This window comes from Candidatus Villigracilis saccharophilus (assembly GCF_016711665.1).
In genome coordinates this window covers 15,071-41,344 of sequence record NZ_JADJSO010000074.1, presented here as the reverse complement: position 1 = coordinate 41,344, position 26,274 = coordinate 15,071, and the positions used below count along the sequence as shown (strand labels likewise).

28 protein-coding genes and 2 tRNA genes are annotated in these 26,274 nt (G+C 50.6%); 19 read left to right on the top strand and 11 right to left on the bottom strand.

The features are described 5' to 3' along the window. Nucleotides 1-95 precede the first annotated feature (95 nt). The 6 genes from IPL17_RS23420 to IPL17_RS23395 all read left to right on the top strand — a co-directional run bounded on the left by IPL17_RS23420 (nucleotide 96) and on the right by IPL17_RS23395 (nucleotide 4,981). Nucleotides 96-1,439, top strand: coding sequence for a DHHA2 domain-containing protein (locus IPL17_RS23420; protein WP_345309509.1), 1,344 nt, complete (start codon nucleotides 96-98; stop codon nucleotides 1,437-1,439). A 9-nt stretch (nucleotides 1,440-1,448) separates the two neighbouring features. Further along, nucleotides 1,449-1,907, top strand: a complete 459-nt coding sequence (locus IPL17_RS23415) for a hypothetical protein (protein ID WP_345309508.1) — start codon at nucleotides 1,449-1,451, stop codon at nucleotides 1,905-1,907. 186 nt (nucleotides 1,908-2,093) lie between these two features. Next, on the top strand, nucleotides 2,094-2,423 hold the full coding sequence (locus IPL17_RS23410; RefSeq protein WP_345309507.1) for a DUF86 domain-containing protein: 330 nt from the start codon (nucleotides 2,094-2,096) through the stop codon (nucleotides 2,421-2,423). Between the two features lie 82 nt (nucleotides 2,424-2,505). After that, complete coding sequence (locus IPL17_RS23405; protein WP_345309506.1) at nucleotides 2,506-2,838, top strand: hypothetical protein; 333 nt, start codon at nucleotides 2,506-2,508, stop codon at nucleotides 2,836-2,838. A 91-nt stretch (nucleotides 2,839-2,929) separates the two neighbouring features. Further along, nucleotides 2,930-3,730: an XdhC family protein gene (locus tag IPL17_RS23400; protein ID WP_345309505.1), complete on the top strand. Its 801-nt coding sequence runs from the start codon at nucleotides 2,930-2,932 to the stop codon at nucleotides 3,728-3,730. A gap of 207 nt (nucleotides 3,731-3,937) precedes the next feature. Beyond that, complete coding sequence (locus tag IPL17_RS23395; protein WP_345309504.1) at nucleotides 3,938-4,981, top strand: SPFH domain-containing protein; 1,044 nt, start codon at nucleotides 3,938-3,940, stop codon at nucleotides 4,979-4,981. Between the two features lie 102 nt (nucleotides 4,982-5,083). Here the strand turns inward: IPL17_RS23395 and IPL17_RS23390 are convergent, their stop codons facing one another. From IPL17_RS23390 to IPL17_RS23380, 3 genes are all read right to left on the bottom strand, one after another. Next, nucleotides 5,084-6,703, bottom strand: coding sequence for an NAD(P)H-hydrate dehydratase (locus IPL17_RS23390; RefSeq protein WP_345309503.1), 1,620 nt, complete (start codon nucleotides 6,701-6,703; stop codon nucleotides 5,084-5,086). Nucleotides 6,704-6,751: 48 nt separating this feature from the next. Beyond that, the gene (locus IPL17_RS23385) at nucleotides 6,752-8,569 is read right to left on the bottom strand and encodes an aldehyde ferredoxin oxidoreductase family protein (protein WP_345309502.1); all 1,818 of its coding nucleotides are present in this window, start codon (nucleotides 8,567-8,569) and stop codon (nucleotides 6,752-6,754) included. A 118-nt stretch (nucleotides 8,570-8,687) separates the two neighbouring features. Continuing rightward, nucleotides 8,688-9,098: an SCP2 sterol-binding domain-containing protein gene (locus IPL17_RS23380; RefSeq protein ID WP_345309501.1), complete on the bottom strand. Its 411-nt coding sequence runs from the start codon at nucleotides 9,096-9,098 to the stop codon at nucleotides 8,688-8,690. A 165-nt stretch (nucleotides 9,099-9,263) separates the two neighbouring features. On the opposite strand from IPL17_RS23380, the gene IPL17_RS23375 reads away from it, so the two are divergent. From IPL17_RS23375 to IPL17_RS23360, 4 genes are all read left to right on the top strand, one after another. After that, the gene (locus IPL17_RS23375; RefSeq protein ID WP_345309500.1) at nucleotides 9,264-10,172 is read left to right on the top strand and encodes a transporter substrate-binding domain-containing protein; all 909 of its coding nucleotides are present in this window, start codon (nucleotides 9,264-9,266) and stop codon (nucleotides 10,170-10,172) included. Between the two features lie 77 nt (nucleotides 10,173-10,249). Further along, complete coding sequence (locus IPL17_RS23370; protein ID WP_345309499.1) at nucleotides 10,250-11,098, top strand: amino acid ABC transporter permease; 849 nt, start codon at nucleotides 10,250-10,252, stop codon at nucleotides 11,096-11,098. A 1-nt stretch (nucleotide 11,099) separates the two neighbouring features. Further along, nucleotides 11,100-11,861: an amino acid ABC transporter ATP-binding protein gene (locus IPL17_RS23365; protein ID WP_345309498.1), complete on the top strand. Its 762-nt coding sequence runs from the start codon at nucleotides 11,100-11,102 to the stop codon at nucleotides 11,859-11,861. Next, on the top strand, nucleotides 11,862-12,626 hold the full coding sequence (locus IPL17_RS23360; protein ID WP_345309497.1) for an arginine deiminase family protein: 765 nt from the start codon (nucleotides 11,862-11,864) through the stop codon (nucleotides 12,624-12,626). Between the two features lie 89 nt (nucleotides 12,627-12,715). Here the strand turns inward: IPL17_RS23360 and IPL17_RS23355 are convergent. Next, nucleotides 12,716-12,797, bottom strand: a tRNA-Leu gene (locus IPL17_RS23355). A 115-nt stretch (nucleotides 12,798-12,912) separates the two neighbouring features. On the opposite strand from IPL17_RS23355, the gene plsX reads away from it, so the two are divergent. The 9 genes from plsX to IPL17_RS23310 all read left to right on the top strand — a co-directional run bounded on the left by plsX (nucleotide 12,913) and on the right by IPL17_RS23310 (nucleotide 22,039). Continuing rightward, nucleotides 12,913-13,935: a phosphate acyltransferase PlsX gene (gene plsX, locus IPL17_RS23350; RefSeq protein WP_345309496.1), complete on the top strand. Its 1,023-nt coding sequence runs from the start codon at nucleotides 12,913-12,915 to the stop codon at nucleotides 13,933-13,935. A 102-nt stretch (nucleotides 13,936-14,037) separates the two neighbouring features. After that, complete coding sequence (locus IPL17_RS23345; protein WP_345309495.1) at nucleotides 14,038-14,733, top strand: hypothetical protein; 696 nt, start codon at nucleotides 14,038-14,040, stop codon at nucleotides 14,731-14,733. A gap of 14 nt (nucleotides 14,734-14,747) precedes the next feature. After that, on the top strand, nucleotides 14,748-15,080 hold the full coding sequence (locus IPL17_RS23340) for a diguanylate cyclase (protein WP_345309494.1): 333 nt from the start codon (nucleotides 14,748-14,750) through the stop codon (nucleotides 15,078-15,080). A 44-nt stretch (nucleotides 15,081-15,124) separates the two neighbouring features. Continuing rightward, complete coding sequence (locus IPL17_RS23335) at nucleotides 15,125-16,699, top strand: fatty acid CoA ligase family protein (RefSeq protein ID WP_345309493.1); 1,575 nt, start codon at nucleotides 15,125-15,127, stop codon at nucleotides 16,697-16,699. Then, the gene (locus tag IPL17_RS23330; protein WP_345309492.1) at nucleotides 16,696-17,700 is read left to right on the top strand and encodes an NAD-dependent epimerase/dehydratase family protein; all 1,005 of its coding nucleotides are present in this window, start codon (nucleotides 16,696-16,698) and stop codon (nucleotides 17,698-17,700) included. Before IPL17_RS23335 ends, IPL17_RS23330 begins: the two co-directional genes overlap by 4 nt. Nucleotides 17,701-17,767: 67 nt before the next feature. Continuing rightward, nucleotides 17,768-18,610, top strand: a complete 843-nt coding sequence (locus IPL17_RS23325) for an MBL fold metallo-hydrolase (protein ID WP_345309491.1) — start codon at nucleotides 17,768-17,770, stop codon at nucleotides 18,608-18,610. Between the two features lie 34 nt (nucleotides 18,611-18,644). After that, the gene (locus tag IPL17_RS23320) at nucleotides 18,645-19,817 is read left to right on the top strand and encodes a hypothetical protein (protein WP_345309490.1); all 1,173 of its coding nucleotides are present in this window, start codon (nucleotides 18,645-18,647) and stop codon (nucleotides 19,815-19,817) included. A gap of 66 nt (nucleotides 19,818-19,883) precedes the next feature. Then, on the top strand, nucleotides 19,884-20,879 hold the full coding sequence (locus IPL17_RS23315; RefSeq protein WP_345309489.1) for a 3-oxoacyl-[acyl-carrier-protein] synthase III C-terminal domain-containing protein: 996 nt from the start codon (nucleotides 19,884-19,886) through the stop codon (nucleotides 20,877-20,879). 23 nt (nucleotides 20,880-20,902) lie between these two features. After that, nucleotides 20,903-22,039, top strand: a complete 1,137-nt coding sequence (locus tag IPL17_RS23310) for a carbamoylphosphate synthase large subunit (protein WP_345309488.1) — start codon at nucleotides 20,903-20,905, stop codon at nucleotides 22,037-22,039. A gap of 84 nt (nucleotides 22,040-22,123) precedes the next feature. On the opposite strand, the gene IPL17_RS23305 is transcribed toward IPL17_RS23310, so the two are convergent. The 7 genes from IPL17_RS23305 to IPL17_RS23275 all read right to left on the bottom strand — a co-directional run bounded on the left by IPL17_RS23305 (nucleotide 22,124) and on the right by IPL17_RS23275 (nucleotide 26,231). Next, a tRNA-Glu gene (locus IPL17_RS23305) sits at nucleotides 22,124-22,196 on the bottom strand. Nucleotides 22,197-22,248: 52 nt separating this feature from the next. Continuing rightward, nucleotides 22,249-22,797, bottom strand: a complete 549-nt coding sequence (locus IPL17_RS23300; protein WP_345309487.1) for a hypothetical protein — start codon at nucleotides 22,795-22,797, stop codon at nucleotides 22,249-22,251. 25 nt (nucleotides 22,798-22,822) lie between these two features. Continuing rightward, entirely contained in the window at nucleotides 22,823-23,119 is a 297-nt protein-coding gene (locus IPL17_RS23295) for a YgiT-type zinc finger protein (protein WP_345309486.1), read from the bottom strand. Nucleotides 23,120-23,128: 9 nt separating this feature from the next. Beyond that, the gene (lepB, locus tag IPL17_RS23290) at nucleotides 23,129-23,806 is read right to left on the bottom strand and encodes a signal peptidase I (protein WP_345309485.1); all 678 of its coding nucleotides are present in this window, start codon (nucleotides 23,804-23,806) and stop codon (nucleotides 23,129-23,131) included. Between the two features lie 25 nt (nucleotides 23,807-23,831). Further along, the gene (locus IPL17_RS23285) at nucleotides 23,832-24,596 is read right to left on the bottom strand and encodes a class I SAM-dependent methyltransferase (RefSeq protein WP_345309484.1); all 765 of its coding nucleotides are present in this window, start codon (nucleotides 24,594-24,596) and stop codon (nucleotides 23,832-23,834) included. Next, entirely contained in the window at nucleotides 24,593-25,156 is a 564-nt protein-coding gene (locus IPL17_RS23280) for a dual specificity protein phosphatase family protein (protein WP_345309483.1), read from the bottom strand. Before IPL17_RS23280 ends, IPL17_RS23285 begins: the two co-directional genes overlap by 4 nt. A 4-nt stretch (nucleotides 25,157-25,160) precedes the next feature. Next, nucleotides 25,161-26,231: a hypothetical protein gene (locus tag IPL17_RS23275; protein ID WP_345309482.1), complete on the bottom strand. Its 1,071-nt coding sequence runs from the start codon at nucleotides 26,229-26,231 to the stop codon at nucleotides 25,161-25,163. Nucleotides 26,232-26,274 lie beyond the last annotated feature (43 nt).

Sequence of the window (26,274 nt, the reverse complement as noted above, 5' to 3'; positions counted from 1 at the left end):
ACGCGCGATCAAAAAATCAACCCTTTCAAATTAACGCCAGATCATTGCCTAAGTCGAATTGATCACATTCAAAGCCTTGGAGTCAAAAATCAACCATGCCTGATCAAATCTATGTAATTGGACACGTCAACCCAGACACGGATTCCATCGCATCTGCAATGGGATACGCCTGGCTGCTGCGCGAACGCGACGGCGTAAATACCGTTGCCGCGCGCGCAGGCGCGCTCAACGCGCAAACATCATGGGTGCTCAAAACCCTCAGCCTGGACGCGCCCTTCCTGCTCACAGACGCGTCGCCGCGTTTCGAATCGGTGATGCGCCGCCTCGACACGCTCCGCCCTGACTCACAATTGGGCGCTGCCTGGACGCTTGCCAGCAAAACTGGAGGGATCGCTCCCATCGTCAACGAAGACGGAAAACCATATGGGCTCATCAATGGCATGAGCCTCTTCAAATATTTCACAGATACATTGGGACCGCGCCCCGGCGATACCACCGTGCGTGAAATGATGTCTGCCCCGTGTAGAGATGCCGCAGATACAAACATCCAAAAATTCAATGCCAACGCACATATCCGAGACTCGCTCAACAAGATCCTGCGGGACGAGCATGATGATTATTGGGTCGTGGATGAACATGGCGTTTATGTCGGCATCGCCAGCCAGCGCGAAGTGCTCAACCCGCCGCGCTTAAAGATCATCCTCGTAGACCACAACGAGCCGCGTCAAGCCATCGCCGCGCTTGAAGAGGCTGAACTGCTTGAGATACTGGATCATCACCGCCTTGGCAATCCCTATACGCATCAGCCGATTCGATTCACTGTGGATACCGTTGGATCAACTTCGACACTGGTAACGGAACTAACCGCCGAGGCTGGATTCTCCATGCCGCCCCCGCTGGCAGGCACGCTTCTAGCCGGGCTGTTAGCGGATACTCTTATCCTGACATCTCCCACCACCACGCCGCGTGACAAAACCGCCGCAGAGAGATTATCCCGCTGGGCGTTCGTTGGTGGAAGTCCGCTCAAAGGCGAGACACTCGATACGTACGGAAAAGCCGTGCTCAGCGCAGGCGCGGGACTTTCCAACCGTGAACCAAAAGACGTGGTCAGCACAGATATCAAACCGTTTGAAGGCGGCGGATATAAATTTGCTGTGGCACAAGCCGAAGTAACCGACATCATGCAACTTACTGATCATCTTGAACCGCTGCAAGGCGCGCTCAACGATCTGCGAGACAAACGCGGACTTGATTTTGCCATGCTGCTGGTCACGGACGTTGTTCGCAGCACAAGCCGCCTGCTGATCACCTCCAAAGCCCCTTCCATTCTGGATGACCTTCCCTACCCTCCTCTGGCGGATGGCACGCGGGAGGCAAAAGGCGTGGTCTCCAGAAAGAAGCAGTTGTTACCAGCCATACTCGGGTTACTCGAAAAATAAAGGTAAAGCATGGACCAGAAACCAAGCGTCAGCAGCATTCTTCATAACGATAACTGGACAGCACCCGCAACCGGCGTATTCGCCGCACTGCTGATCATGACGTCAATCGTTGCGCTTACGCTTCAGTTCACAACGATCTCAGAGGTTCCCAGCGCAACACCTTTCATCATCATGACAAGTATCTCGGGATTCGCCGCGGTTCTCATTACGTTGTGGCGTATTCGATATATCAACGAGGTATTTGAGAATGGTTACAAAGTGACTGCACAGGTTCTCAGTATGAGCGCCCATAGAAGCAATATGCGGCTGAAGTTACGGTATACCTATCTGAGCCAAATCCATGAACAAAAACTTGACCAGGTTATCACTGAAAGGACAAAGAAACTATTGCAACAAAAAGAAGTTACACTGGTGATAGACCAGAATAATCCAAAGCATATCCTCTTGTGGGACGTTTATTTTTCCTAACCGTCCTGTGTCTCATTTTTTTAACTGCCATCATCCCGCTCCCAAGTCATAAGGGGCGGGATGATGCATATAGGGAACTATCCCCACCTCCGCCACGAGTACATTTATTACGGTACAATGGATGTATGATCATGTCCACAAAAACAATGAACCTCCCTAATTTAAATCAAGAAAAGGCGGCCAGTCATGGCTAATCAGGATGCTGTCTATTTACACCACATCTTCTCGGCCATCGAGCAGATCGACCGCTACACGCGCGGCATGTCTGAAAGTGAATTCCTCTCACGCGCTATGGTACAGGATGCTGTGGTCCGCCAGGTTGAGATCATTGGTGAAGCGGCGAATTGCATCTCCGCTGAATTTCAGAATGAACATCCAGCCCTGCCATGGGATGACATGATGGGTATCTGCAAAAAGATCATTCCAGAACATTTCAGCGTAAACCTGGCGAATGTATGGAACACAGTCCAGGACGATCTCCCGCTTCACAAACATGCAATCAAGAAATTTTTATAGCGATTTATCGTCAAGCCGCGCACTTTGAAGTTTAAGACACCTTACATTTAATAATAAACGCGCAAGCGACAGAAAGAACACCATGGATATAATCCCCAACTCTCATTTGATCGAAAAAGATATTCCCTCCCACCGCGCAAGCTGGAAAAAGATCGAACCCTTTGCCTTGACCTTTAACGGTTACAAACATTGGGGTTCCTTCAAAAGATGCCGCGAAGTCGCCGAGGATGGCGTTAAGTTATACCGCGCCCAAAAAGATATGACCCTGTCATTAACCGATCTGCGTACCTGCCTCTTTTTTGAATCCCGCCGCTGGAAACATCTTGAAAAGACTCCTTCCAAAAAGGGGATGGAGTATGCGCATATTTTGGTGGAAGCGATCCGCGTGCGTGTGATCGCAAAAGAGATCGGATAATTTATTTGGAGCACATTCTGGAGTACGGGAGCTTGCTCCCGTATGGACAGCATCCAGTCAGACAGCAAGCAGTCTGACTCCAGAGGCCACTATGAATTCCATTTACCAAGCCCTTGCAGAAATCGAAAAGAATAACGGATCTGCCGCACTTTGCACTGTGACCAGCAGTGAAGGCTCCACGCCACGCCATGTGGGCAGCAAAATGCTCGTCTACCCTGACGGCAAATTCATCGGCACGGTCGGCGGCGGCGACCTTGAACATCGCGTGCTCGACGAAGCGTGGATGGCAATCACAGACGGCCAGCCGCGCAAACTGCATTACAACATGGCTGACCCATCACGCGGAGATGTCGGCGTGTGCGGCGGTCAGGTGGAGGTTTTTGTGGAACCGATCCTTCCTCCCCCGCTGCTCGTCGTCATTGGCGCGGGGCATGTGGGCAAAGCTGTTGTCCATCTGGCGAAATGGCTGGGATACCGCGTAGCCGTCAACGATGACCGCGTGGAATTTTGCACTCCTGAATCCACACCAGAAGCGGATGCCTATTATCCAGTGACCATGGATGAACTTCCCAAACATATAAAAATAGACAAACGCACAATTCTCATCTTAACCACCAGAGGGTCATCCGTTGATGTGGCTGGACTTGCTCCGCTGCTCGACTCCGCTGCCGCATATATTGGCATCATCGGCTCAAAACGCAGATGGGCAACCACTGTCAAAGCATTGAAAGAGAAAGGCATCAGCGAGGAAAAGATCGCGAAAGTCCACTCGCCTATGGGATTGGAATTACAAGCCGAGACGCCCGAAGAGATCGCAGTCAGCATTATGGCTGAGGTGATGATGATCAAGGAAAAAGGGACGGGCAAGTCGATGAAGAGCAGTGAGAAGTGAAAAGTGGATTGTGGGTAGTGAGAAGATAAAGGCAGGATGATGCTTGAGAAAGCAGAAGCAGGTTTGAGGTTAAGAATGAGGCGCTGATTTAGAGCAGGGAAATTTCAAAAGTAGATTTTTTCACTCGAAGCACGAAACGTTTCGGGTTGGAATTCGTAAAGAAATAAGACTATAATTTGAGCATGATCATAAAAAAGGAGAGAAAATATGGCTAGAATTTTTGATGTCATTGAATACGCAACTGAGATGAATGATGAGATCGTCCACCGCTTCCCTGAAACAGGCATCGGTGATTTCCGCATCGGCTCGCAGGTAATCGTGCGCGAAAGCCAGAGCGCGGTATTCTTCCGTGACGGCAACGCACTGGATGTTTTCAAAGCGGGGCGTCATACCATTGCAACTGCGAATATTCCGAAGATCATTGATTTCATCGGCAAGGCTTTCAATGACCGCACGCCATTCCCGGCGGAAGTTTATTTCGTTTCAATGAAGGAATTCGCGAGCAAGAAGTGGGGCACGCCGCAGCCGATCATTGTCCGCAATCCGAATATGGGATTGGGCGTGGCGTTACTGCAAGGCTTTGGTACTTATTCCTTCCAGGTCAAAGACCCTCAGCAGTTCGTGACCCAGATCGTTGGTACGACTGGCACGTATCGCACCTCTGAAATCGAGGAACGCCTGCGCACCATGCTGCTCTCAAAATTGCAGGATGTGCTCGGCGAAACCGCCGCGAAGAATTCCGTGCCTGAAATGATCGGCCTGACCGAAGAGATCGGCGCGGCAGTCCGCGCTAAAGGCAAGGAAGAATTTGAAGCCATCGGTTTAACGCTTAAGACTTTCTATGTCGGCAACTTGAAGCCCTCTGAAAAATCGGCTCAGGAACTGCGCGATATGGGCATGCTCGACATGTCAACCTACACCCAACTGCAAGCCGCAGATGCCATGCGCGACGCAGCTCAGAACCAAAGCGGTGGAGCTGGTCTCACGGCTGGCATTGGCGCTGGAATGGGAATCGGTAACTTAATGGGACAGGCCTTACAAGGCGGCATGCAGAATAATTCCCAGGGCGGCGCTCCCGCTGCTGGCGCGAAGATGCCCGATATCATGACCCCCGCTGAAGCGGCCCAGTTCATCAAAGTGACCGAAGCAGATATCCTTTCCGCGATCACTGATGGGAGCCTCAAGGCGAAGAAGATCGGTTCTGCGTATCGCATCAGCAAGGAAAACCTCGAATCGTTTATGAATAGTTAGGGCAGCGAGTAGTAGATAGTGAGTAGTAAAAGAGACTTTCCGTTTGGAAAGTCTCTTTTTTGTTTAAACATTCAAACCTTTAAATCTGCCAACTTGTAAAGATTATTCCAATTCACTCATCACGTCTACAATACTGTTCAAAACATCGCTTGCAAGAACACATGCGGTCGTACCAAGGTCTTCCGCCGCGATCAGACCTGCCTCTGCGTGAATGTACGCGCCTGCAACAGCCGCATCGTAGGCATCCAGCCCTTGCGCTCGCAAACCGACAATTAAACCCGCCAGAACGTCTCCTGTGCCCGCCCGTGCCAACGCAGGCGACGCCACCGGGATCACGGTCATTTGACCATGAGGCGAAGCGATAACCGTAAAGGCACCTTTCAACACAACCACATGCCCCCACTCCCGCGCGAATTTCGCCGCGATGGTTTCGCGGTCATTTTGAATTTCATCTTTTGATAAACCAGTCAACGCAGCCATCTCGCCCGGATGCGGGGTCAGCACACTGAGAGGCGAAAGTAATTTATGCCAATCAGAGATCTTTGCAAGCAGCTTCAATCCGTCCGCGTCCACCACCATGGGCGGCAAAGTTATCGGAGCGTCTTCATTGGCTTCCTGACGAACAAATCCGATCTGGGATGTCTGCTTCTTGGCATTGGACTTGCCTGTGAGCAGTCCTTCCAAAAATTCCCTGGTCTTGGCTTCGAGTCCGAGTCCGGGACCAACGAGTAGAGCTGATGCGCTTTCAAGGGACTTGGTCAGCGCGGATAGAGCGTTGCCTGCGATATTGCCCATCTCATGCGGAAGCAATACCCATGTTGCTTCAGGGAGTTGACCTGCCAGCACGCCATGCAGCGGACTTGGAACCGCCATCGTCACAAGACCCGCACCCGAGCGATACGCCGCCGCGCCAGCCAGGTATGCCGCGCCTGTGTAATTGATGGAACCAGCCACGATCAGCGCAGTACCAAACGTCCCCTTATGCGAATCTAGGTCGCGTTCGGGCAGCAGCCCTGCCACCAGATCAAGATCCGCCACTTCGGTTTTCAGATCGTAAAAGGAAGCAAGGTCGTCGGGCAGACCAATATCCACCAGCGCCAGATCGCCGACAAATTCGAAGGCGGGCAATTTCAACAGTCCACGTTTGACCGCCGCCATCGTGACGGTCAGATCGGCGGGCAGACATTCCAGCGCAGCTTCGCCAGAATCGCAATCAACTCCAGACGGACAATCCACAGCGATGATATAAGGCGGTTCTTCCAACTCAGCCATAATAAAAAGGGATTGCTCCAGCACAGATGCGATCTCTGCCTTAAGCGGAAGTTTGATTCCAGTGCCAAGCAGACCATCCAACAAAATATCCGCGGATTCAAAGCACATGTCCAAAGCCGAAAGATCCTTATCAGAATCTGCAAAGGTCACCTCTCCGCCCGCCTCAATAAAACGCGCCACCAATTCATCCTTCTTCTTGCGCTTGACCACATACGCGCGCGCATGCCAGCCAGCTTCCACGAGGTGCGTCAACGCGACAAGCGTATCACCGCCATTGTTACCAGGTCCAACCAGCCCCAGCACTTCCTCCCAATCATCATCAAAGGCAACTTCATTGACGATCTCTGCGAGTCCGCGCCCTGCGTTTTCCATCATCTCGGCATAGGTCAAGCCGTTTGCGTCTGCTTCTTTTTCAATCTCGCGCATCTGCGCGACGGTTACGAGTTTCATTTTTTCTCCAAAATAAATAAAAGGGAGACCATAAGGGTCATCCCTGCATCATTCCCAAATATCCATTGCTACATCTTCCAACCCCAACTCGATCAACTTCTCTTTGGACGGTTTCCCGCTTTCCATATCCCATCCGCGCGCTTCATAATACGCATTCAGCATTTCAGCAAAATCAGGGACAAACCCTTCCGCGCCGCCTTCCTTGTAGGGTTCAAGAAAAGCCTTGGGCAATTTATCATTCGCGCGAGTTAATCCCAGGCGGTTGTTGATGGCGCGTTTGAGATTCCAGCCGCGTTCGCCTGAGCGCATCATATCTGCGAGAGTCCATTCGTAACCGCAGGCCGCGTTGACCAGGTCTACTTGCATTTGCGGGTCAACATTGGCGAAGATGCACATCACGAAGGAATTAAAGAACGTCCGCCAGTTTTGATGACGCGCCACGTTCGCGGCTTTCTCCGCCTGCGCGTGACGGTCAAAATAGGTAATACCAATATTCTCCTGCGTATTGCCCCAATCCACCATGAAATAATCCGATTGATTATGGCACGCCCCGCGCGGACTAGTTGCATACGCAAGCGCCATACCCGAAACACCGCGCGGATCGTGATATGCCACTTCAAGTCCATTCACTTGCACGGCTTCATCTTCCGCACCGAATGCCGCGCCAAACTGACGCGCCCCGCGCGACAACAATTCGCCGAGTCCTTCACGGCGCGCGATCAATTGGATCAACTGTCGCACAGCCATGAAGTTTCCCCATGTCAGTTCAAGTCCGCCAGTATCCTGTTTGGTCAGCTTGCCCATTTCGTACAAGTGAAATGCCAGACCGATCGTGTTTGCAGAGCTGATCACGTCCATGCCATATTTATCGCATAACTCACCGAGCCGAGTCACTTCAACAAGATCATCGATTAAAAGATTCGGACCAAAGCCAACGATCGTTTCGTATTCTGGTCCTTTGCGTTTTTTGCCATCGCCAATATTCACCACCCGCCCGCACGCGATCACACATCCCTGGCATGCGCTGTATCCCACCAAAATACTTTCGGACATCTTCGAACCAGAAATATTATCCACATTTGCGAACGATCCCTGATGATAATACTTCGACGGCATCTGCCCGAGATATTCGGCAAAATTCGCGGCGCTCGCTGACCCAAGTTCATGTACGATCCTCGCCTGATTATCCTGCTTGAGTGTGCGATTGGCCTCGGAACGCAACGCGGAATAACGCTCCTCATCCGCAACCTCGATCTTCTTTTTTCCATACACTGCGATGGCTTTGAGATTTTTCGACCCCATTATTGCGCCGAGTCCAGTGCGCCCCGCCATGCGTCCGTGGTCACAGCAAATGGATGAGTACAAGACTCCGCGCTCACCCGCTTGTCCGATCACGGCGACTCTTGCACCCTTGACTCCAACTTCCTCTTTGATTAATTCCTGCGTCTGATAGACATCCTTGCCCCAAACATTCGCTGCATTCCTGACCTCAAGCCTGCCTTCTTCGACCCAGAGATAGACCGGGCTATTAGACTTTCCTGTCACCCACAATCCGTCGTAGCCAGCCTTGCGAAGCTCGGGTCCCCAGAATCCGCCGATATTGGATTCAGCCCACAATTGAGTCGCAGGGCTTTTACCGCAGATCACAAAGCGGCCTGTGGTGGGCCCCGATGTTCCCGTGAGCGGACCATTGATGAACAGCAAAGGTGACTCAGGCGAGAGCGGATCAAGTTCCTTTGTGAGATACGGATACAGAATCCGCGCCGCAAGAGATGCGCCGCCAAGGAAGTCACGCTCCCATTCTTTTGGGATGACATATTCTTCTGTTGTGCCAGTTGTGAGATTTATTTTGAGGATGGGTTGCATGATCTAATTTATGTCGTTGCGAGGGCGCTCTTGTTCTTTGCCCGAAGCAACCTCCTTCTTAGTTGGAGATTGCTTGGCGGCGCCGGGGCAAAAATACGAGCGCCCTCGCAACGACATCTTATAAAATTTCTTCCGTCGCTTCGTTCGCCACGCGGACAAAATCAAGCACGACCGGCACATTGCGCATCATATAGCCCATGCTGCCCTGAACTTTTAATTTCATGGTCATCATGGCGGTCATGGGATTCATCTTGCCTGTCAGGATGGCGGTGATATTGTTGTAGGTCGCGGCTAATGTGAAAGTGGGTTTTGGGTAGGCGGATGCATCAGGTTTGTATTCTGCTTTTCGGCACTTCCCATGCCACAGGTCCAGATAGAACGTGAGTTCCTCTTTTAGATTGCCCTCTGGTTCGATCCGAAAGAACAGATCCCCTTCCCAATTCTTCGCAATGTCAGCGTATTTTTCGTCAGAGTTAAGTTTTGTTTCAAGCCCCTTTAACCACTCTTCACTTGGAAAGACAGCAGTCATAAAAAAACCTCCACATCAAGGATACTGATATTGTACCATTATGAAATTATGTACAAAAATCCTTGCACAAATGAAAAAAATAGTCTATGCTTAACCGTGCGGGATGAACATCATCCCGCGGCAATTTATTAATTGCCCAATATTTCATGTCTCTTGGAGGAGCAAATGAAAAAACTGTTTACACTGGCCAGCCTGCTGGTTCTGGCCTCCCTTGTCCTTTCTGCTTGTGGCGGGGGCGCTGCCAAAGCGGATAACGTGCTTGATGACATCAAGAACCGCGGCTATATTTTGATCTCAACCGATCCGAACTATGCGCCGCAATCATTTCTCGATACAACCGCCAAACGACCGGCTGACACCAAATGCCCGTCCGACGCTTTAACCACTGCTGAAATGCAGGGCTTCGATGTGGATGTTGCCAAAGCGATCGGCACCGCCCTCGGTGTTGAAACTTGTTTCGCCACCCCCGGCTGGGATCTGCTCACCGCCGGTAATTGGGCCGACAAATGGGATATGAGCGTCGGCTCGATGACCATCACCACCACACGCCAGACCGTTCTTGATTTCAGCGTGCCCTACTACTACACTCCCGCAGTCGTAGCTGTTGCCGCAGACTCGACCTATGACACCCTTGAATCGCTCGCTGGTCAGGCTTTGTGCGCCGGCGTTTCCACCACCTACGAATCTTGGTTGAACAATGACATGGTCGCTCTCGGCCTGCCCGAATCTTCCATCTACGCCAAAGTCCCCGAAGGCGTGACCGTTGTCCCGCTCGATAGCGATCAGGAATGTGCGCAGTCCATCGCCGCCGGCCGTACCGATTTCGTCGGCTACGTCACCTCCGGAACCGTTGTGGATGCGAATCTCGCCGCGGGTTTGCCCGTGAGAAAACTCGAAGGTGTTGTGTACTCTGAAGACCTCGCCGCCGCGTTCGACAAGGCTTCCACCCTCGACACGACTTCCCTGCGCGCCGAAGTGGACAAGATCTTTACCGCCATGCATGCTGACGGCACCCTCTCCGCCCTTTCCATCAAATGGCTCGATGGTCAGGATCTGACTCAAGCTCCCAAATAAATTTTTGCAATAACAAATGGGAAGCGGCTCGCGTAGCGTACCGCTTCCCATATTTTTTATCCGCAAGGGAGATCGGCATGAATATATTCTCAACCAAACAGAATGCACCCAAATCACAAGCCGAATTGATCTATGAAGCCCAGACCCGCAAGGAAAACCATTTCCGCGCCAATGTAGCTCTCTCCTGGTTTATTTTACTTTTTATCCTCGTCTTCACTTTCAGCGGGCAGGAAATCACCATCGGGTCAACGACCTTCAGCGGTATAAAAGTGGATACCGAGTTCATGAGGAGCAACCTGACCTTTATTGCGGGCGGTATCGGTGAAACGATCAGGATCTCGATCCTGTCCATTGCGCTTGCCATGACCCTCGCACTGCTGGCAGCTCTTGGACGACTATCCACTCTCCCCCCCGTTTATGCGCTTAGCACTTTTTATGTCTCGCTTATTCGCGGGACACCTCTTTATTTACAGATCTTCTTTTTCTTTCTGGCATTGCCGCAACTGGGCATCATTCTGCCCGGCCTCATTGCCGGCGTGCTGGCGCTGGGCCTTAATTACGGGGCTTACATGTCAGAAGTTTTCCGCGCAGCATTAAGTTCCGTGGGCAAAGGTCAGCGTGAAGCCGCCGCCGCCCTGGGCATGACCCCAAACCAGACCATGCGCCGCATCGTTTTGCCGCAAGCCCTGCGCTTCGCCATTCCGCCGATCGGCAACGATTTCATCGCCATGACAAAAGATTCAGCGCTTGTCTCAGCCACCGGCTTCGTACATGAACTGATGTGGCGTTCCACAAAAGTTGGACGCGCGCAATTCCATAATCTCGAAGCGCTCATCATGGCCGCCCTGTTTTACTGGGGCATGACCCTGATCCTGAGTTATATCCAGAGCATCATCGAAAAGCGACTCGCCAAAGGAGACCGATAACATGGTTCCCATTGTTAGGATTTCCAATCTCGATAAATATTTCGGTCGTTTGCATGTGCTAAAAAATATCAGCCTTGATGTTGAACAACGCCAGGTCGTCTGCCTGATCGGACGCAGCGGCTCAGGGAAAAGCACGCTCCTGCGATGCATCAATTTCCTTGAAGAACCTTCGCATGGCAGTATCGAAGTGGATGGAATCAAAGTGGAAGGCGGCGAGAAAGGCGCACGCCACCGCCAACTCGTTCACGATGTGCGTTTGAAGACAGGCATGGTCTTTCAGGAATTTAATTTATTCCCACACATGTCCGTGCTTGAAAATGTGATCGAAGGTCCGGTCATTGTGAAAGGGATGGACAAGAAAAAAGCCATAGAACTCGGCGAGGAAAATCTGGACCGTGTTGGATTGTTATTTAAAAAAGACGAATATCCGATGCGTCTCTCCGGCGGACAAAAACAGCGCGTCGCCATCGCGCGCGCGCTGACCATGGAACCGCGCGTCATGCTCTTCGATGAGCCCACCTCCGCGCTTGATCCTGAATTGATCGGCGAAGTGTTGAACGTGATGAAAAAGGTCGCCACAGAAGGCATGACCATGCTCGTGGTCACGCATGAAATGGGCTTTGCTCGCGAAGTCGCAGACCGTGTGCTGGTGATGGGCGACGGTGAATTGATCGAAGATGCCAAGCCTGCCGATCTATTCAACAACCCCAAAGATCCGCGCACAAAAGCATTGATCGACCGTTATCGCACGGGAGAACAATAAATGACCGTTGCCATTACACGCGATGTCAGTCCGCGTTTCAACGAATGCGAGATCACGCATATTGACCGCACGCCGATCGATGTTGAGGTTGCGCGTGCACAGCATCATGAATATGTAAAAGCGCTGGCGTCCATTGGATGCGAGGTGCTGGAATTACCCGCCGAAGCGGATCTGCCCGATTCTGTTTTCGTGGAGGATACAGCTTTCATTCTGGATGAAGTGGCGGTCATCACGCGGCCCGGAGCGGATTCTCGCAAACCTGAGACAGAGTCCATCATCCGGGCATTGTCGCCATACAAAACACTGGTACATGTCACCGCGCCCGCCACAGTGGACGGCGGCGATGTGCTTGTGCTCGGAAAAAATATTTACATCGGCATTTCAACACGCAGCAATGCGGCCGCCATTCATCAACTACAGGAATTACTCGCTGTTTATGGTTATAAAGTAAGCGGCGTGGAAATGCACGACTGCCTTCACCTCAAAACTGCGCTGACAAAAGTTGATGACAACACGGTGCTCATTAACCCAAACTGGGTGGACACTTCCCACTTCAAAGATCTGAATTGGATCGAGGTTGATCCCTCCGAACCGTTTGCGGCAAATTGTTTACCCGTGAATGGTCAGATCATTTACCCCACATCATTTCCAAAAACACGCGCCAAACTCGAAGCACACGGATGCAAGATTTGCGCCGTGACTGTAGACGAACTCGCGAAAGCCGAAGGCGCGGTCACCTGCTGCAGCTTGATCATTTCGCAGTAAACAGAAGCAGGTCTGGGATAAGCGCGAAACGGGCTCTTCATCAAAAAAGAAAAAATCCCCGAAACGAGTTCGGGGATTTTCATTGCTTGTGCGCTGGAGAGGACTTGAACCTCCACGCCTTACGGCACACGCACCTCAAGCGTGCCTGTCTGCCAATTCCAGCACCAGCGCATTAGCAGGGCGTATTATAATCGGCTTGCTTTTCTTGTCAAGCACAATCTTTTATATCTTTGCGAGGAGAACGCTACCTCTTTGCAATAAAAATAATCAGTGAACAGGAGCTATCATGGTTCGAATCGTCGTGGACGCAATGGGAAGTGATAATTACCCCGTACCGGATGTGGAAGGCGCGGTACAGGCGGCGCGTGAATATGGAGTGGAGATCATTTTGGTGGGCGATGAATCCATCATCAAGCCGGTACTTGAAAAACAAGACACAAAGGGATTAAAGATCAGTGTTGTGAACGCGCCTGAGATGCTTTCCATGGAAGACAAAGGCGAGAAATTAGTTTTGAAGGCGCGCAGTAAAGACGCGAAGAATTCAATGGCGGTCGGCATTGACCTGGTCAAGAGTAGCGGCGCTGACGCATTTGTCACGGCTGGAAATACTGGCGCAGGCATGGTCACAGCTCTTTTCCGTCTGGGACGCATCCGCGGCGTTGACCGTCCCGCGCTGGCTCCGATCTTTCCCACCGCAACAGGGACCTGTGTTGTATTGGATATTGGCGCAAACCCGGATTGCAAACCTGAAAATCTCTTTCAATTCGGTATTTTGGGAAGCATCTATGCCGAGAAGGTACGCGGCGTGAAGAATCCCAAGGTGGGACTGATCTCCAACGGAGAAGAAGAAGGCAAAGGCAACGAATTGGTGAAAGGTGCGACGCCATTATTTAAAGCATCAAAGCTAAATTATTTCGGGAACGTGGAAGGCAAGGAAGTCATCGGCGGCAAAGTGGATGTAGCAGTCACGGACGGCTTCACCGGCAATGTCATGCTAAAATCATCTGAAGCAGTTGCCAAATTGATCACGGACCGCATCCGTGAGATCATCAAGAACGGCAGTGTCGCCACCAAGATCGGCGGTCTGCTGGTAAAGCCGGCGCTTGGTGCGATCAAGAAGCTATTAGACCCAAGCGAGCAAGGCGCTGCTCCCCTGCTTGGCATCAACGGACTGGTCTTCATCGGTCATGGCCGCTCAGATGCATTCGCCATCAAGAACGCCATCCGCGTGGCAAAACACGCCGTGGATGTGAACGTGCTGGATGCCATGAAATCTGCAATTGAAGAAAGTTTGAAAAACTCCGCATAAATGTCATTGCGAGAACCGTATTCCGCTCGAAGCAATCTATTTATTCATAAATTTCAGCCAGTTTCTCATACCGTCTGTGGCATGGGAGCAACATAGGAAAACATGAAAATCATTAAGAATGAAAAACTAATTTCACGGAACGGCAAGATCGGCCAGTATGTAAGTCTGGGCGCTTTGGTTGTGCTTGGGCTGGGCATGTATATCTCGTTCACAAAACCCGAACTTTTCACATACTCAGTTGTTTGTTTATTGATCGGTTTCATCATGACGCAGGTTGGCATGTACATGGGCAACCGCTGGGGACGTTCCCCGCGCCCTGACGAAAAATTTGACACGGGGCTAAAAGGTCTACACAGCGACTTCAGCATATATCACTATTCTTCACCAGTATCGCATCTGTTGGTCGGACCATCCGGCGCATGGGTGCTGCTCCCCTATCACCAAAAAGGCAAGGTGGAATTCACGAAGAACCGCTGGCGGATGCGCGGCGGCGGGTTTATGCAAGCCTACATGCGCATTTTTGGACAGGAGAGCATCGGCCGACCGGAGATCGACGCGGAAACCGAAGTGCAAACATTGAAAAAATTCTTTGCAAAAAAGCTGGATGAAGCATTCATTCCTGAGATCAAACCGATCCTTGTTTTCACCAGCGATGAAGTTGAATTGGAGCCAAACGATTCACCCATTCCCGCAATGAAACTGAAACAACTTAAAGAGTTCATGCGCCAAGGTGTAAAAAACCGTGCATTGACCAGCGACCAGATCACAAAGATCACAAGTTTATTTGAACAGGAATAATTTAATCGCGTTCGATGATGTTCTTTGATATTGACCATTTCAAACGGGTCAGTGACAGCTTCGGGCACGCCATTGGTGGCGACGAATTTGTGATCCTCTTGCCCCAGACCAGCGCACGGAATGCCCTGTCCCTCGCGAAATATATCCATGCCAGCATCTCGGAAATGCACCTCAACATGAACAAAGGTCCGCTGACGCTTACGAACAGCATCGGCATCGCTCAATTGATCCACGACGCCTCACTCAAAGCACGATACCGTGGAAAGCCTGCTCCTGCGTGCCGATCAAGCTTTATACGCCGCCAAGAAGCCGGGCGCAACCGTACGGTCATGTCTGATTCAAAATAGCCACGCGAACAAAGATCGTCATTAAGCAGATACAATCATGGCTTATGAATCTCCTGTCATATTTGGATCATATCACCAGCATCGATCCGCATAAACCCGCTTTTATCTTTTTATCTGCGCGCAGCAAAACATGGGAGACACTCAGCTTCGCACAGCTCGCGGACCTGACACAGTACTTCACCTGCGGACTTTTAGCCTGCCGCGTCATTCCAGGCATGCGGGCCGCCATGATGACTCCGCCGTCGATCGAGTTTTTTGCGCTGGCACTCGCCATGCTTAAGCTAGGCGTCGTCCCTGTCATTGTTGACCCTGCCATTGGGTTGAAAAAAGTGGGCGAATGTCTCAAAGAAACCGAGCCGCATATTTTTATAGGCAATTCGATCACGCATGGTTTGAGGATTCTTTTTGGCTGGGGTAAAGATACAGTCAAAATCAATCTGACGATACGATCTGCTAAAAGTAAAAAGTTAAAGAATGAGCTTCCCGAGCCCCAATCCATGAGCGCGGAAGCGCCCGCCGCCATCATTTATACCAGCGGAAGTACAGGCGCTCCCAAAGGAGTGATCTACTCACAGGCGAACTTCGCCGCGCAACTGGAGATGTTGCGCAACACTTTTGATATTTCACAGGACGAAATTGACCTGCCTGCGTTTCCACTCTACGCGCTCATAGACGCCCTGATTGGCGTTACATCTGTGATCCCTGACGTCACTTTCCCTGTGCCGGGAAACATTGACCCTGCGCGGATAGTGTCCGCCATGCAAGGCTATAAGGTAACAAACACATTTGCATCCCCGGTGGTTCTGAACAAACTTGCGGAGTACGGTATACCCCGCAATATAAAATTATCGGGCTTGAAACGTGTCATTACCGCGGGAGCCCCCGCAACCATTCAGCTACAGGAAAAATTCAGAAAATTGCTGGATGACAAAACAGATCTCTTTGGCATCTACGGCGCGACCGAAGCATTACCCATCGCGAAGATCGAGAGTCGTGAGATATTTGAAGCAAAGCGCAAATCCGCAATGGGGGCGGGTGTTTGTTTGGGGAAACCAGTAGAAGGAGTCCGGGTACGGATCATATCCATCACTGATTCAGCGATCGAAGGCTGGGACGAGTCGCTCGAAGTGAAAGCCAACGTCGTTGGGGAGATCACCATTCAAGGCGCGGCAGTGACCGAGTCATATATCGCAAGGGAGGACGCAAACCTGCTTTCCAAGATCAAGCATGGCGATCACATTGTGCATCGCAGCGGAGATGTGGGATACTTTGATGATGACAACCGCCTGTGGTATTGTGGACGAAAATCCGACCGCGTAGCCACAAATCATGGTGTATTTTTTACAGAACAAATAGAAGGTGTTTTCAATATGCACCCGTTCGTTTATCGGACCGCGCTGGTAGGCGTCAACAGAGAACCTGTTCTATGGATCGAGCTTGATCGTAAGGCCGATGACAAAAAAATAACCCATGAATTACTTGAATTAGCCAAAGATCATCCACAGGCATCCAAAATAAAAATATTCTTATATATGAAAAAATTTCCAACAGATGTACGGCATAATTCAAAGATCATCCGAGAAAAATTGGGGATCATGGCAAAAAAGAGGCTTTCGTGAAAGCATTGGTGAGCGGGGCAACAGGCTTTCTCGGCGGCGCACTCTCCCGCAGACTTCACAACATGGGCTGGGACGTAACCGCGCTTGGACGCAGTACTTCAAAGCTGGATCAACTGGAAAGGGAAGGTATCCGCGCACATCGGCTGGATCTGAAGGAAAAAGGCGATATTGCGACCGCCTGCAAGGAACAGGAGATCGTCTTTCATTGCGCCGCGCTCCCATCGCCGTGGGGAAACTTTGAAGAATTTTATCAAGCCAATGTGATCGGCACGCGCAATGTCATTCGCGGATGCGAGGAGCATCAAGTAAAACGACTGGTGTATGTTTCAACACCCAGCATTTATTTTGGATATTCGTCACGCATAAATGTCAGGGAGACCGCCCCCCTGCCTGAACCTGTCAGTAATTACGCGGCCACAAAGCTCCTCGCCGAGCAAGAAATGGATGAAGCCTTCGCACGCGGCCTCGCCGTCATCGCGATCCGCCCGCGCGCGATCTTTGGACCAGGGGATACAGTCATCTTTCCACGATTGATTCCGCGCCTGCGATCGGGCAGGCTTCCCATTTTAGGCGATGGCGAAAATCTAGTTGACTTGACTTACATCGAGAATGTTGTCGATGCGCTTCTTCTGTGCGTCAATTCGCCGGCAAGCACACTTGGTAAAAAATACAACATTTCAAATGATGAACCCGTCAAACTTTGGGACCTCATCGAACGAATTTGTACGGACTTAAATTTACCAGTTCCAAAACGAAAGATCTCATATCAAACGGCTATGGCGGCCGCGAGTACGCTTGAAGCCATTTTCACACTCATCCCCACCCACCCCGAGCCGCCAATTACACGCATGTCCATCAGCATATTGGCAAACAGTACCACGCTTGATATTAACGCCGCAAAGAACGAACTCGGCTATCAACCAAAAATTTCTGTTGCTGAAGGCTTCGACAAGTTCATGCAATGGTGGAAGGAGACCGAGTCATTGCGGGAAGGGTTTTAGCCCGACAAAGCGACTACCAACTCTATCTGCGAGATTGCAGCCCATTCTCGCAATGGCAAGGCACAAAATGAAAATCAACATCCTGCACGCAGGGTACTGCACCGCACCCGAACACATTGCCATTCACGGCGGGCACTGGCGCAATATTCATTTCCCAGCCATGTTCGCCCTGCTTCAGCACCCACACTTCGGTCCAATGCTGTTTGACACGGGATACTCTCATCGATTCTTCGATGAGACGAAAAAATTCCCGAATCGTTTCCATCGCTGGATCACCCCGGTCACATTGCATGAAGAAGATTTGCTTATCAACCAGCTCGCGGCATATGGTGTCAGGCCGCAGGATGTATCCCACGTTTTCATCTCCCATTTCCACGCGGATCATATCGCATCACTCCCAGATATAACGAGGTCTCGTTATATCTATATGCCCCACGCATATGCACACCTCCGCAACCTGCCGCCTTTTGAAGGCATAAAACACGCCTTTATGCGCGGACTTATCCCGAACGATTTCGATGATCGCTCTCAAGAAGTGGATCTGTCCAAACCCACCCTGCTCTCAGAAAAATACGCGCCATTTACGAAAGGGTATGATCTGCTTGGCGATGGATCCGTTATGGGGGTGGAATTGCCCGGGCACGCCCTTGGTCAAATGGGAATTTTTGTCCGCGATGAAGCAGAAAAACTTTTCTTCTTCGTCGCAGACGCGGCATGGCTGAAACGATCCATTCTGGAGAACCGTCCCCCGCACAGGATCACTAACTTGCTCTTTCCAGATCCCGCAGCGTACCGTGAGACGCTCGGGAACTTACATACTTACCAGCTTACACATCCGGAAACGCTGGTTATTCCATCACATTGTGACGAGACGATCCGCGCCCAGAAGAGCGCCTCGCACCAACATTAACAATCCTGATCCGACCCTGAGAGAATATTAGTAAATGGCATTATCCAACCCACATGGCGCGACGCACCCATTGCACACTCTACAATTATTCACCCGTGAAAATATCCACACCCTGCAATTCCCTTCATCAGGAGACGGTGAGTACGCACACCGTTATTTGCCGCGGGTGATGGATGATCCGCAGAAATACATCAGAAACGTCCACAATACACAGTTGATGGCTGTCAAAATTGACGATGTGATTCTTCCCATCAGCCTCACAAATTTCCATCCCGAAAATACATATACTGTATCACCATACAGCCATTACGTTTCATACGGTGGACTGGAGGAAGTAAAACACCTGAATAACCCGCCAGCGGAAAAAATGGTAAAACTCATCATGGGTCCCGCAGCTTGTTATTTTCGATACGCCGAACTGGATAAAGTGGTCTTTGTCAATAACTACCTGCTTTCTACAAATCTTTACCCATCGGTTAACAGCAGCCAGTTATCGGCGGTGAGCGAGGCGTTGATCAAATGGTTCCCGGACCGCGCCATCATTTTCCGCTCCGTTGATCAAAAGAAAAATCCACATGTGGTTCAAACGCTGGATGAACTCGGATACGACCTGGTGTTGAGTCGCCAGGTCTGGTACATGGATCCAGCTACTGCGTTGAAGACCCGCCAATGCAAAGAGGACTTGCGCGTGCTGAGAAAGAATGAATACGAGGTGGTAAACGGAAGAGACCTGTCAGACGATGAACTGCGCCGCGCAGTAAATTTATACGAGCTGCTCTATCTTCAAAAGTATTCGTACTATAATCCGCAATTCACGTTTGACTTCTTAAAACTGGCACGCGATGAAGAGATCTTGAACATGTATGCCTTGAAAAAGGCTGGGCGAGTCGACGCGATCATGGGATTTTTCATCCGTAATAGTGTCATGACCCAGCCGTTGTTTGGATATGATACTTCGCTTCCCCTTGCTGAAGGCTTGTACCGGCTGCTTACGCTGATCACATTGCAGGAAGGATTGAAACGAAATGTACTTGTTCACGCCAGCGGGGGTGTGGGAAATTTCAAAAAAGTCCGCGGCGGGGAATCGGTGACTGAATATAATGCGGTGTACACAAAGCACCTGCCGCGCAAACAGCGGCTGCCGTGGAAGTTGATCCAAGCGGTATCGAGGGCGGCGATCCCGTATTTTAAAAAGATGGATTTTTAAGTAAAGACCGCGGGTTCATTTCGGTCAGCGGTTAAATTATTAACAACATCATTCAGGAGTATAAATTTGCAAGTCAACATCCCCCTCAAAATTATTGGACTGGGAAGGTATTTACCGAAACGAATCGTTCCGAGTTCAGAGCTCGAAGCCATGTGCGGACTCTCGGCAGGCTGGGTGGAGCGGCATAATGGCGTGCGTGAGCGCCGCTGGGTTACAGACGAAACATCATCATTCATGTCCGCGGAAGCAGCCCGCGAAGCGCTCTGTGAGGCAAAACTCAGACCGGATCAGCTCGATCTCATCATCAACGCTTCAGGCACAGGTGAACAGGCGATCCCTGATACGGGTGTGTTGATCCAACGTCAACTGGGACTGGGAAAATCAGGCATCCCCGCAATGACGATTCATACCACTTGTTTAAGCTTTATCATGGCAATGGATGTCGCGTCCAATTTCATCAGCAGCGGACGTTACAGGAACATCCTGATCGCCAGCGCGGATGTGGCATCCTGCGGAATCAATCCAAAGGAACCCGAGTCTGCCTCGCTGGTTGGGGATGCGGCGGCGGCAGTTGTCGTGACACGATCAGGGAATGGGGATAAATCCATGATCCACAACGCGCATTTCAAAAGCTATGGCGATGGCGCATATCTCACCACCATCATGGGAGGGGGTTCCCGTTTTCATCCCCGTTTCGAAGGGCACAAAGCCGAGGATGATCTCTTTCACATGGATGGTCCCGCAGTCCTGCGGATGGTGCGAGGCATCGCGCACGATTTTTTGGAGGAATTCTATCCCGGCCTATCTGAAGGCATGGTGGATATCGACGTAGTCGTTCCGCATCAGGCCAGCAAGGTGGGGCTGATGATGCTTAAACGGTTTGGATGGCCTGAGAATAAGATCATCAAGACAATTGAGACACTCGGCAATTGTGTGGCGGCGTCCATTCCTGTGACCCTGTATCAAGGCGTCCGTGACGGACACATCCAGCGCGGTGACAAGATTTTACTGGTTGGCACTGGCGCGGGGCTGTCGATCGGTGGAATGGTGTTAACTTTCTAAATTCAGCAGATCTTGATAAAACCATGAACATCCTGCTTACCGGCGGTCGTGCCCCTGCGGCGCTTGAACTTGCCCGCGCTTTTCATCGCGCGGGACATTCTGTTTTCATGGCGGAAAGTTTACGGGGGCATTTGAGTCAGCCCTCCGCAGCGATTCAAGCCAATTTCATCGTACCAGCACCACGTCAACACAAGGAGGCATTCCTCAGTGCCTTGAACCACATTATTACAGCGAATAAAATCGATGTGCTAATTCCCACCTGCGAGGAAACTTTCTACGTCAGCATGGGACGCGATCAATTACCTTGTGCAGTTTTTGTCGAGTCCATTAATCAATTAAACGCTCTCCACAATAAATGGGATTTTGTCATTAATACACTTGAGATGGGACTGCTTGCGCCTGAGACAATGCTGATCAAGAACCAGGATGACATTCTTCAAGCGTATGATCGCTGGCGCAGTCTGATACTGAAACCGGTATATTCCCGCTTTGCCGCACACACCTTGATGCGGCCATCAATCAAGCGAGCGTTATCCATGCTGAATTTTGAGTCGCCCTGGATCGCGCAGGAATTTATAGAGGGTCACCCATATTGCACTTATTCTGTTTGCCACAATGGAATTGTCCACGCGCACACCACTTATCCATCCGTATTCACGGCGGGGCAGGGCGCGACGATCGTCTTTGGGCATGTGGAACATCCCGCCATTTTTAATTGGGTGAAAACATTTGTCAGGGAACGTAATTTTACAGGACAGATCGCCTTCGATTTCATCCAGACTCACCAAGGCGAATTGTTTGCATTGGAATGCAACCCGCGCACAACCAGCGGTGTGCACTTACTGGCGTCAAACCCACAATTTTTTGAGGCATTTATCGGTCAAAATCCCGGCTGCGCGCGCCCCATGGGGACATCTCCGCACATGATCTCTGCAGCCATGCTAGCATACGCGCTGCCTGCCTCAATCAGAAGCGGTCGGTTCTTTGAATGGCTGCAAACATATCTAACAAGCAGGGATGTAATTTTTGATCTCCATGATCCCTTACCGTCCCTGTTTCAGTTTAGGGGCATCATCACATACATCGCACTTGCGCGGAAATATGGAATAACTCCGCTTAAAGCATCCACGTTTGATATTGAGTGGAATGGAAGCATGTGAATGTCTCAATGTTTTTAATAACTTCAGCTCGGATCGCGGCACAAAAAAACGCCGATCAATGATCAGCGTTTTCGCAAAAAAAAGTGCCCCCACGGGGATTCGAACCCCGGTCGTGGCCTTGAAAGGGCCGCGTCCTAGGCCTCTAGACGATGGGGGCTTTTTTTGAGCGGGCGAATTCTATCACTCCACTCTGAGACCGTCAAGCAATTTCAGCTTTGAGTTTCCGGTTTCACCCGTTGATTCAACAGCGCCATCAGGTCGATCTGATTGCGGTTTATCAACATACCGGCGCTTTCAACACGCAGGTTCGGGAGCAGGATCGCAGTCAGCGTCGCATTGAAGATCGGCAGGAACTCACGCGTGCCCTCAGTGATAAGCGAGGTGAAGTCAAACCTGCCAGGCAATTCCATGATGCCTTCAATTTCAAACATTTGAGTGGTAACGCGGATGGGATATTCGATCACGCTGGTATACCCGCCGCGCACTATGGCGTGCGGACCCAAATCTTCGCGACGCGACAGGCAAACCGCGTAGACATGTTTCTTCATCATGCGCACCAATTCAAAATGATCGACAAGTTTCGTAGGCATGTGCAGGCGCGCGAGACGCGCATCACTGACATCCATGGCGGAACGGGTGGGGTCGTTCAACATGCCCATGGCGCCATGATTGGTGACCATGATCTTGCCGGCCACGCGGTAACCGGAAGTTAAAATATCAGCGGAGAGATGACGATAAGTGCGGGGAGAGGTATCCATTGACATACTGAAATCACCTTTTCAGTTAAGAATCATGGATCGGGCGATGTGCACCATGATGAGGACGGGGGGCAAGCGGCGCACGGCGGCGGTTCGTGGTGGGCTTGCCCGCATTCGGGTCAAGCAACATGTTCAACCACTGGATGGCTTTTTCATCATATTCGCGTTTGCCGCACACATCACAGATCCAGGCGGGAAAATGCGGCACGGTGATTAGTTCTTCACCAAGCCAGGTAAAGTAGGTGAGATGCCGCGGCTGCATGATGCCGGCGTGACATTCATAGCAGGCGTTGGAGCGAGAGATGGTATCGGGTTCACTCATATAAAATCCCTACTGCATAAAAGAATTGACGCCGCGCGAGGAATTAAAAACTGCCGCATAAGGCGATCGGACCCATGTGATCAATTGAGGATGCTCAAGTACATCCCAAAAAGGCGGCGGCCAATAGATCAAGACCGCCTTGCCCACGATCTGATCAAAGGGCAAAAGTCCCCAATCTTTTGAATCATTCGAATTGTTGCGGTTATCGCCCAGAACAAAAAGCTGTCCATCCAAAACCTGCCAGTCACCGGAATAAGCAGGTGCGCTTGAAATATACAACTCATTCAAAACCTGTCCATTCACTGAAACCACGCCGTTGTGAACACTCACAGAATCTCCGGGCAGGCCGATCACACGCTTGATCAATTCCTCTTCCGGATTCATCGGGAAATGGAACACAATAATATCACCGCGCTGTACCTCGCCAAACAAATAGCTCATTTTACTGACCAGCACAAACTCGCCGTCTTCCAGGGTTGGCCGCATGCTGAACCCATCCACGCGAACACGCGCCGACATGGCATTGATCGCTAAAAATAAAATAACAGCCAAAGCAAGCGTTTCAATAATATCAAGCGCAAACCTGCCCCAATTTATTTTTTCCTCTCCCGTCTCCGGTAACTCAGCACCTTCCACCTGCGTGGCGATGGGTGCATCCAACTGCTCTTCTTGGTTTGTGGTTTCCAAACATGCCTCCAAATCTTCGTCGAGATTATACATCTCTTTTTTCGAAGTTCTGGTTTGGTCTTACCTGTAAGTCTTTACCCAAGCGATAAGAACGGAACCTGCAAAGCGGCCGCTCGTTTCGGCTACGCGCTCCTTGGTCGAGTGATTTTATTTTCTGGATTTCCTGCCCTGTAACCGATCCTTCCAGGTCGGATTCAATCACCAGCCACTCATTTTCCCAATCTTCAGAAGAACGCATCACCACCTGACCTTGAATGGGTCCAGTTTCGATGAGTTCGACTCCCGAATTATAGAACGTCTCTGCCAGCCTGCCGCCAAAATTGGGGTTTGCACCCTGTCGCCGCAATGCCTCAGCCTGCCACTCTCCGAGCACATTCAGTTCAAAGGGTTCATCCACACGTTGGCTGTAATCCGGTTCTGCCAATGCCAAAATAGTTCGACCGACGCGCGCCATCTCGCAAATGACCTGCAAAGGATCATTCACCCACAGCAGCAGGAAGTGACAATAAACAATATCAAATGACTTATCCGGATACGGCAGAGAAAAAGCATCTCCTTGTGTGAGCATAACTGCTGGGCGTTGAATCTTACATTCAGCGAGCGCAGCAGGATTCAGGTCAAGGCCGTGAATGGCGGCAGGATCGGTGAGTTCGCACAGGACTGCGCCCGTACCACAGCCAACCTCCAACACAGATCGCTTTGCATTCGCCAAGCCAGCCTGCTCAAACAAATACACTCTCAGATCACGCGTCCACGCGGCTTGCTGGAGATAACGCGAATGCCAATTCATCCTTCGCAGAACTTCAAATCGTTTCTATGCAGCTTATCAGGGTCTTCCCACCAATTCAAGATAAAGTCGACCTGATCATCGCTTTCTGGCGAACGCGAAAAATATGGATTGTTGGGTCTGGTCTTGAATAACTTATTTACCTGAGCCGCGGCTTCTGCATTCGTTGCCCCACGCCGCACAAGATAACAGCCAACCACCATGCCAGTCCGCCCGATCCCGCCCCAGCAATGGACATAAACACATCTTCCACTATTGATCGTCAGGTCAATGGCATCCAGAATATCTGTCATCAGGTCCGCTGAAGGAGTACTGTGATCACGGATAGGAAAACGCTGGTAGCTAGTCGTGATGCCAAATATCTTGCCCTGCTCTTTTAGGATGGACTCATATGGCACAAGCTCATGAGATTGGGTCAAGTCAAAAAATGAGGTAACTCCTGCTTCAAGGAATAAGTCCATGCGTTGACGGGTGGATTCAATACCATAAGTAGCGGGATATTCACCCGCCAGGAATCGATTTTCTTCGACCCAGTAAGATTCTGGAATGGGAATTTTGGTCATAGTCTTATTGTGGAAATGATACGCACAGGTTGTTGAGGATGTTTGTACGAAGATCAACAAGTTCGGGATAGTTATAAAAGAAGAGTATCTTTTGTTCTGCGATGGTATCTCCTGCGGGTTTTTCGCCAAAGACAAAGAACGAAAAAGATTCCGCGATATCCTCCGCGGGATGGGTGACGGCGTAATCAGTTAAGAATTGGTCCTGGTAATTGTAATAAAAATCGTCAAGGCGTTCGTAATATTTATCATCATTTTCTTCCAAATTGATCGCATCCCATTCCTCATAAATCTCCCGCCAGAAACGATCATAGAACTGATTGATATACGAATCGCTATTGGAACAGCCTTCACCGGGAAAAAAGTTGGAACAGGCTGACACTTCGTTCAGATAAATATCATTGTCTTCAGGATTGTTAAAGATAGCCTCACTTGGCGGGACTTGATCCGGACCAAGAGTCAGCAGGTGCGCAAACTCGTGGACAAGTGTGTAACTAAGATAGTCATACTCCTGTGAGTCGGCAATATCCACTTCCAATCCCCACAAGGCTGGGTCATTGTAGGTCTGAGCAACAGCAGCCAATACATTATCCTGTCCATCGGTCATCACGGAAAATTCGGCAAGATCCTGCCTGCCTTCGAGCGGTATTAAGTTCGTGAAATACTCCCAAAGTTTTTGATGCGCAGCGGTATCATCCTGTTCATCCTGCAAGTCGGCTGGCACACTTTCAAAACTGGGATCATTGATCTCATTCCCTGAAACAAGATACGTAACTATATAGGTGGTGTTATCTTCGTCACGAGCGCCAAAATCCATGGTTTCAGATTCCCCTTCCACAAGAACAGTGGAATTCGCTTCAATGATCCTTTCCGTGATCACGGGGCAGGAAAGGAATTCATCGGGGATTTCCGTTGGGATCTCAGTCGGGAGTTCTGTAGCTGGAATCTGTGTGATCTCGGGCAAAGGCTGTGGAACATAGGTGGGCGGCTGGGATGCCGGCGCGCCCATTAAAGTAACACAAGCCAGAGACAAAACCAGAATTGCAGAAAGAGCGAGAAGTGTTTTTATACGGGGCATGATTTGATCGCCTGGGATTTTTGGACAAGGATACCACTTAAAA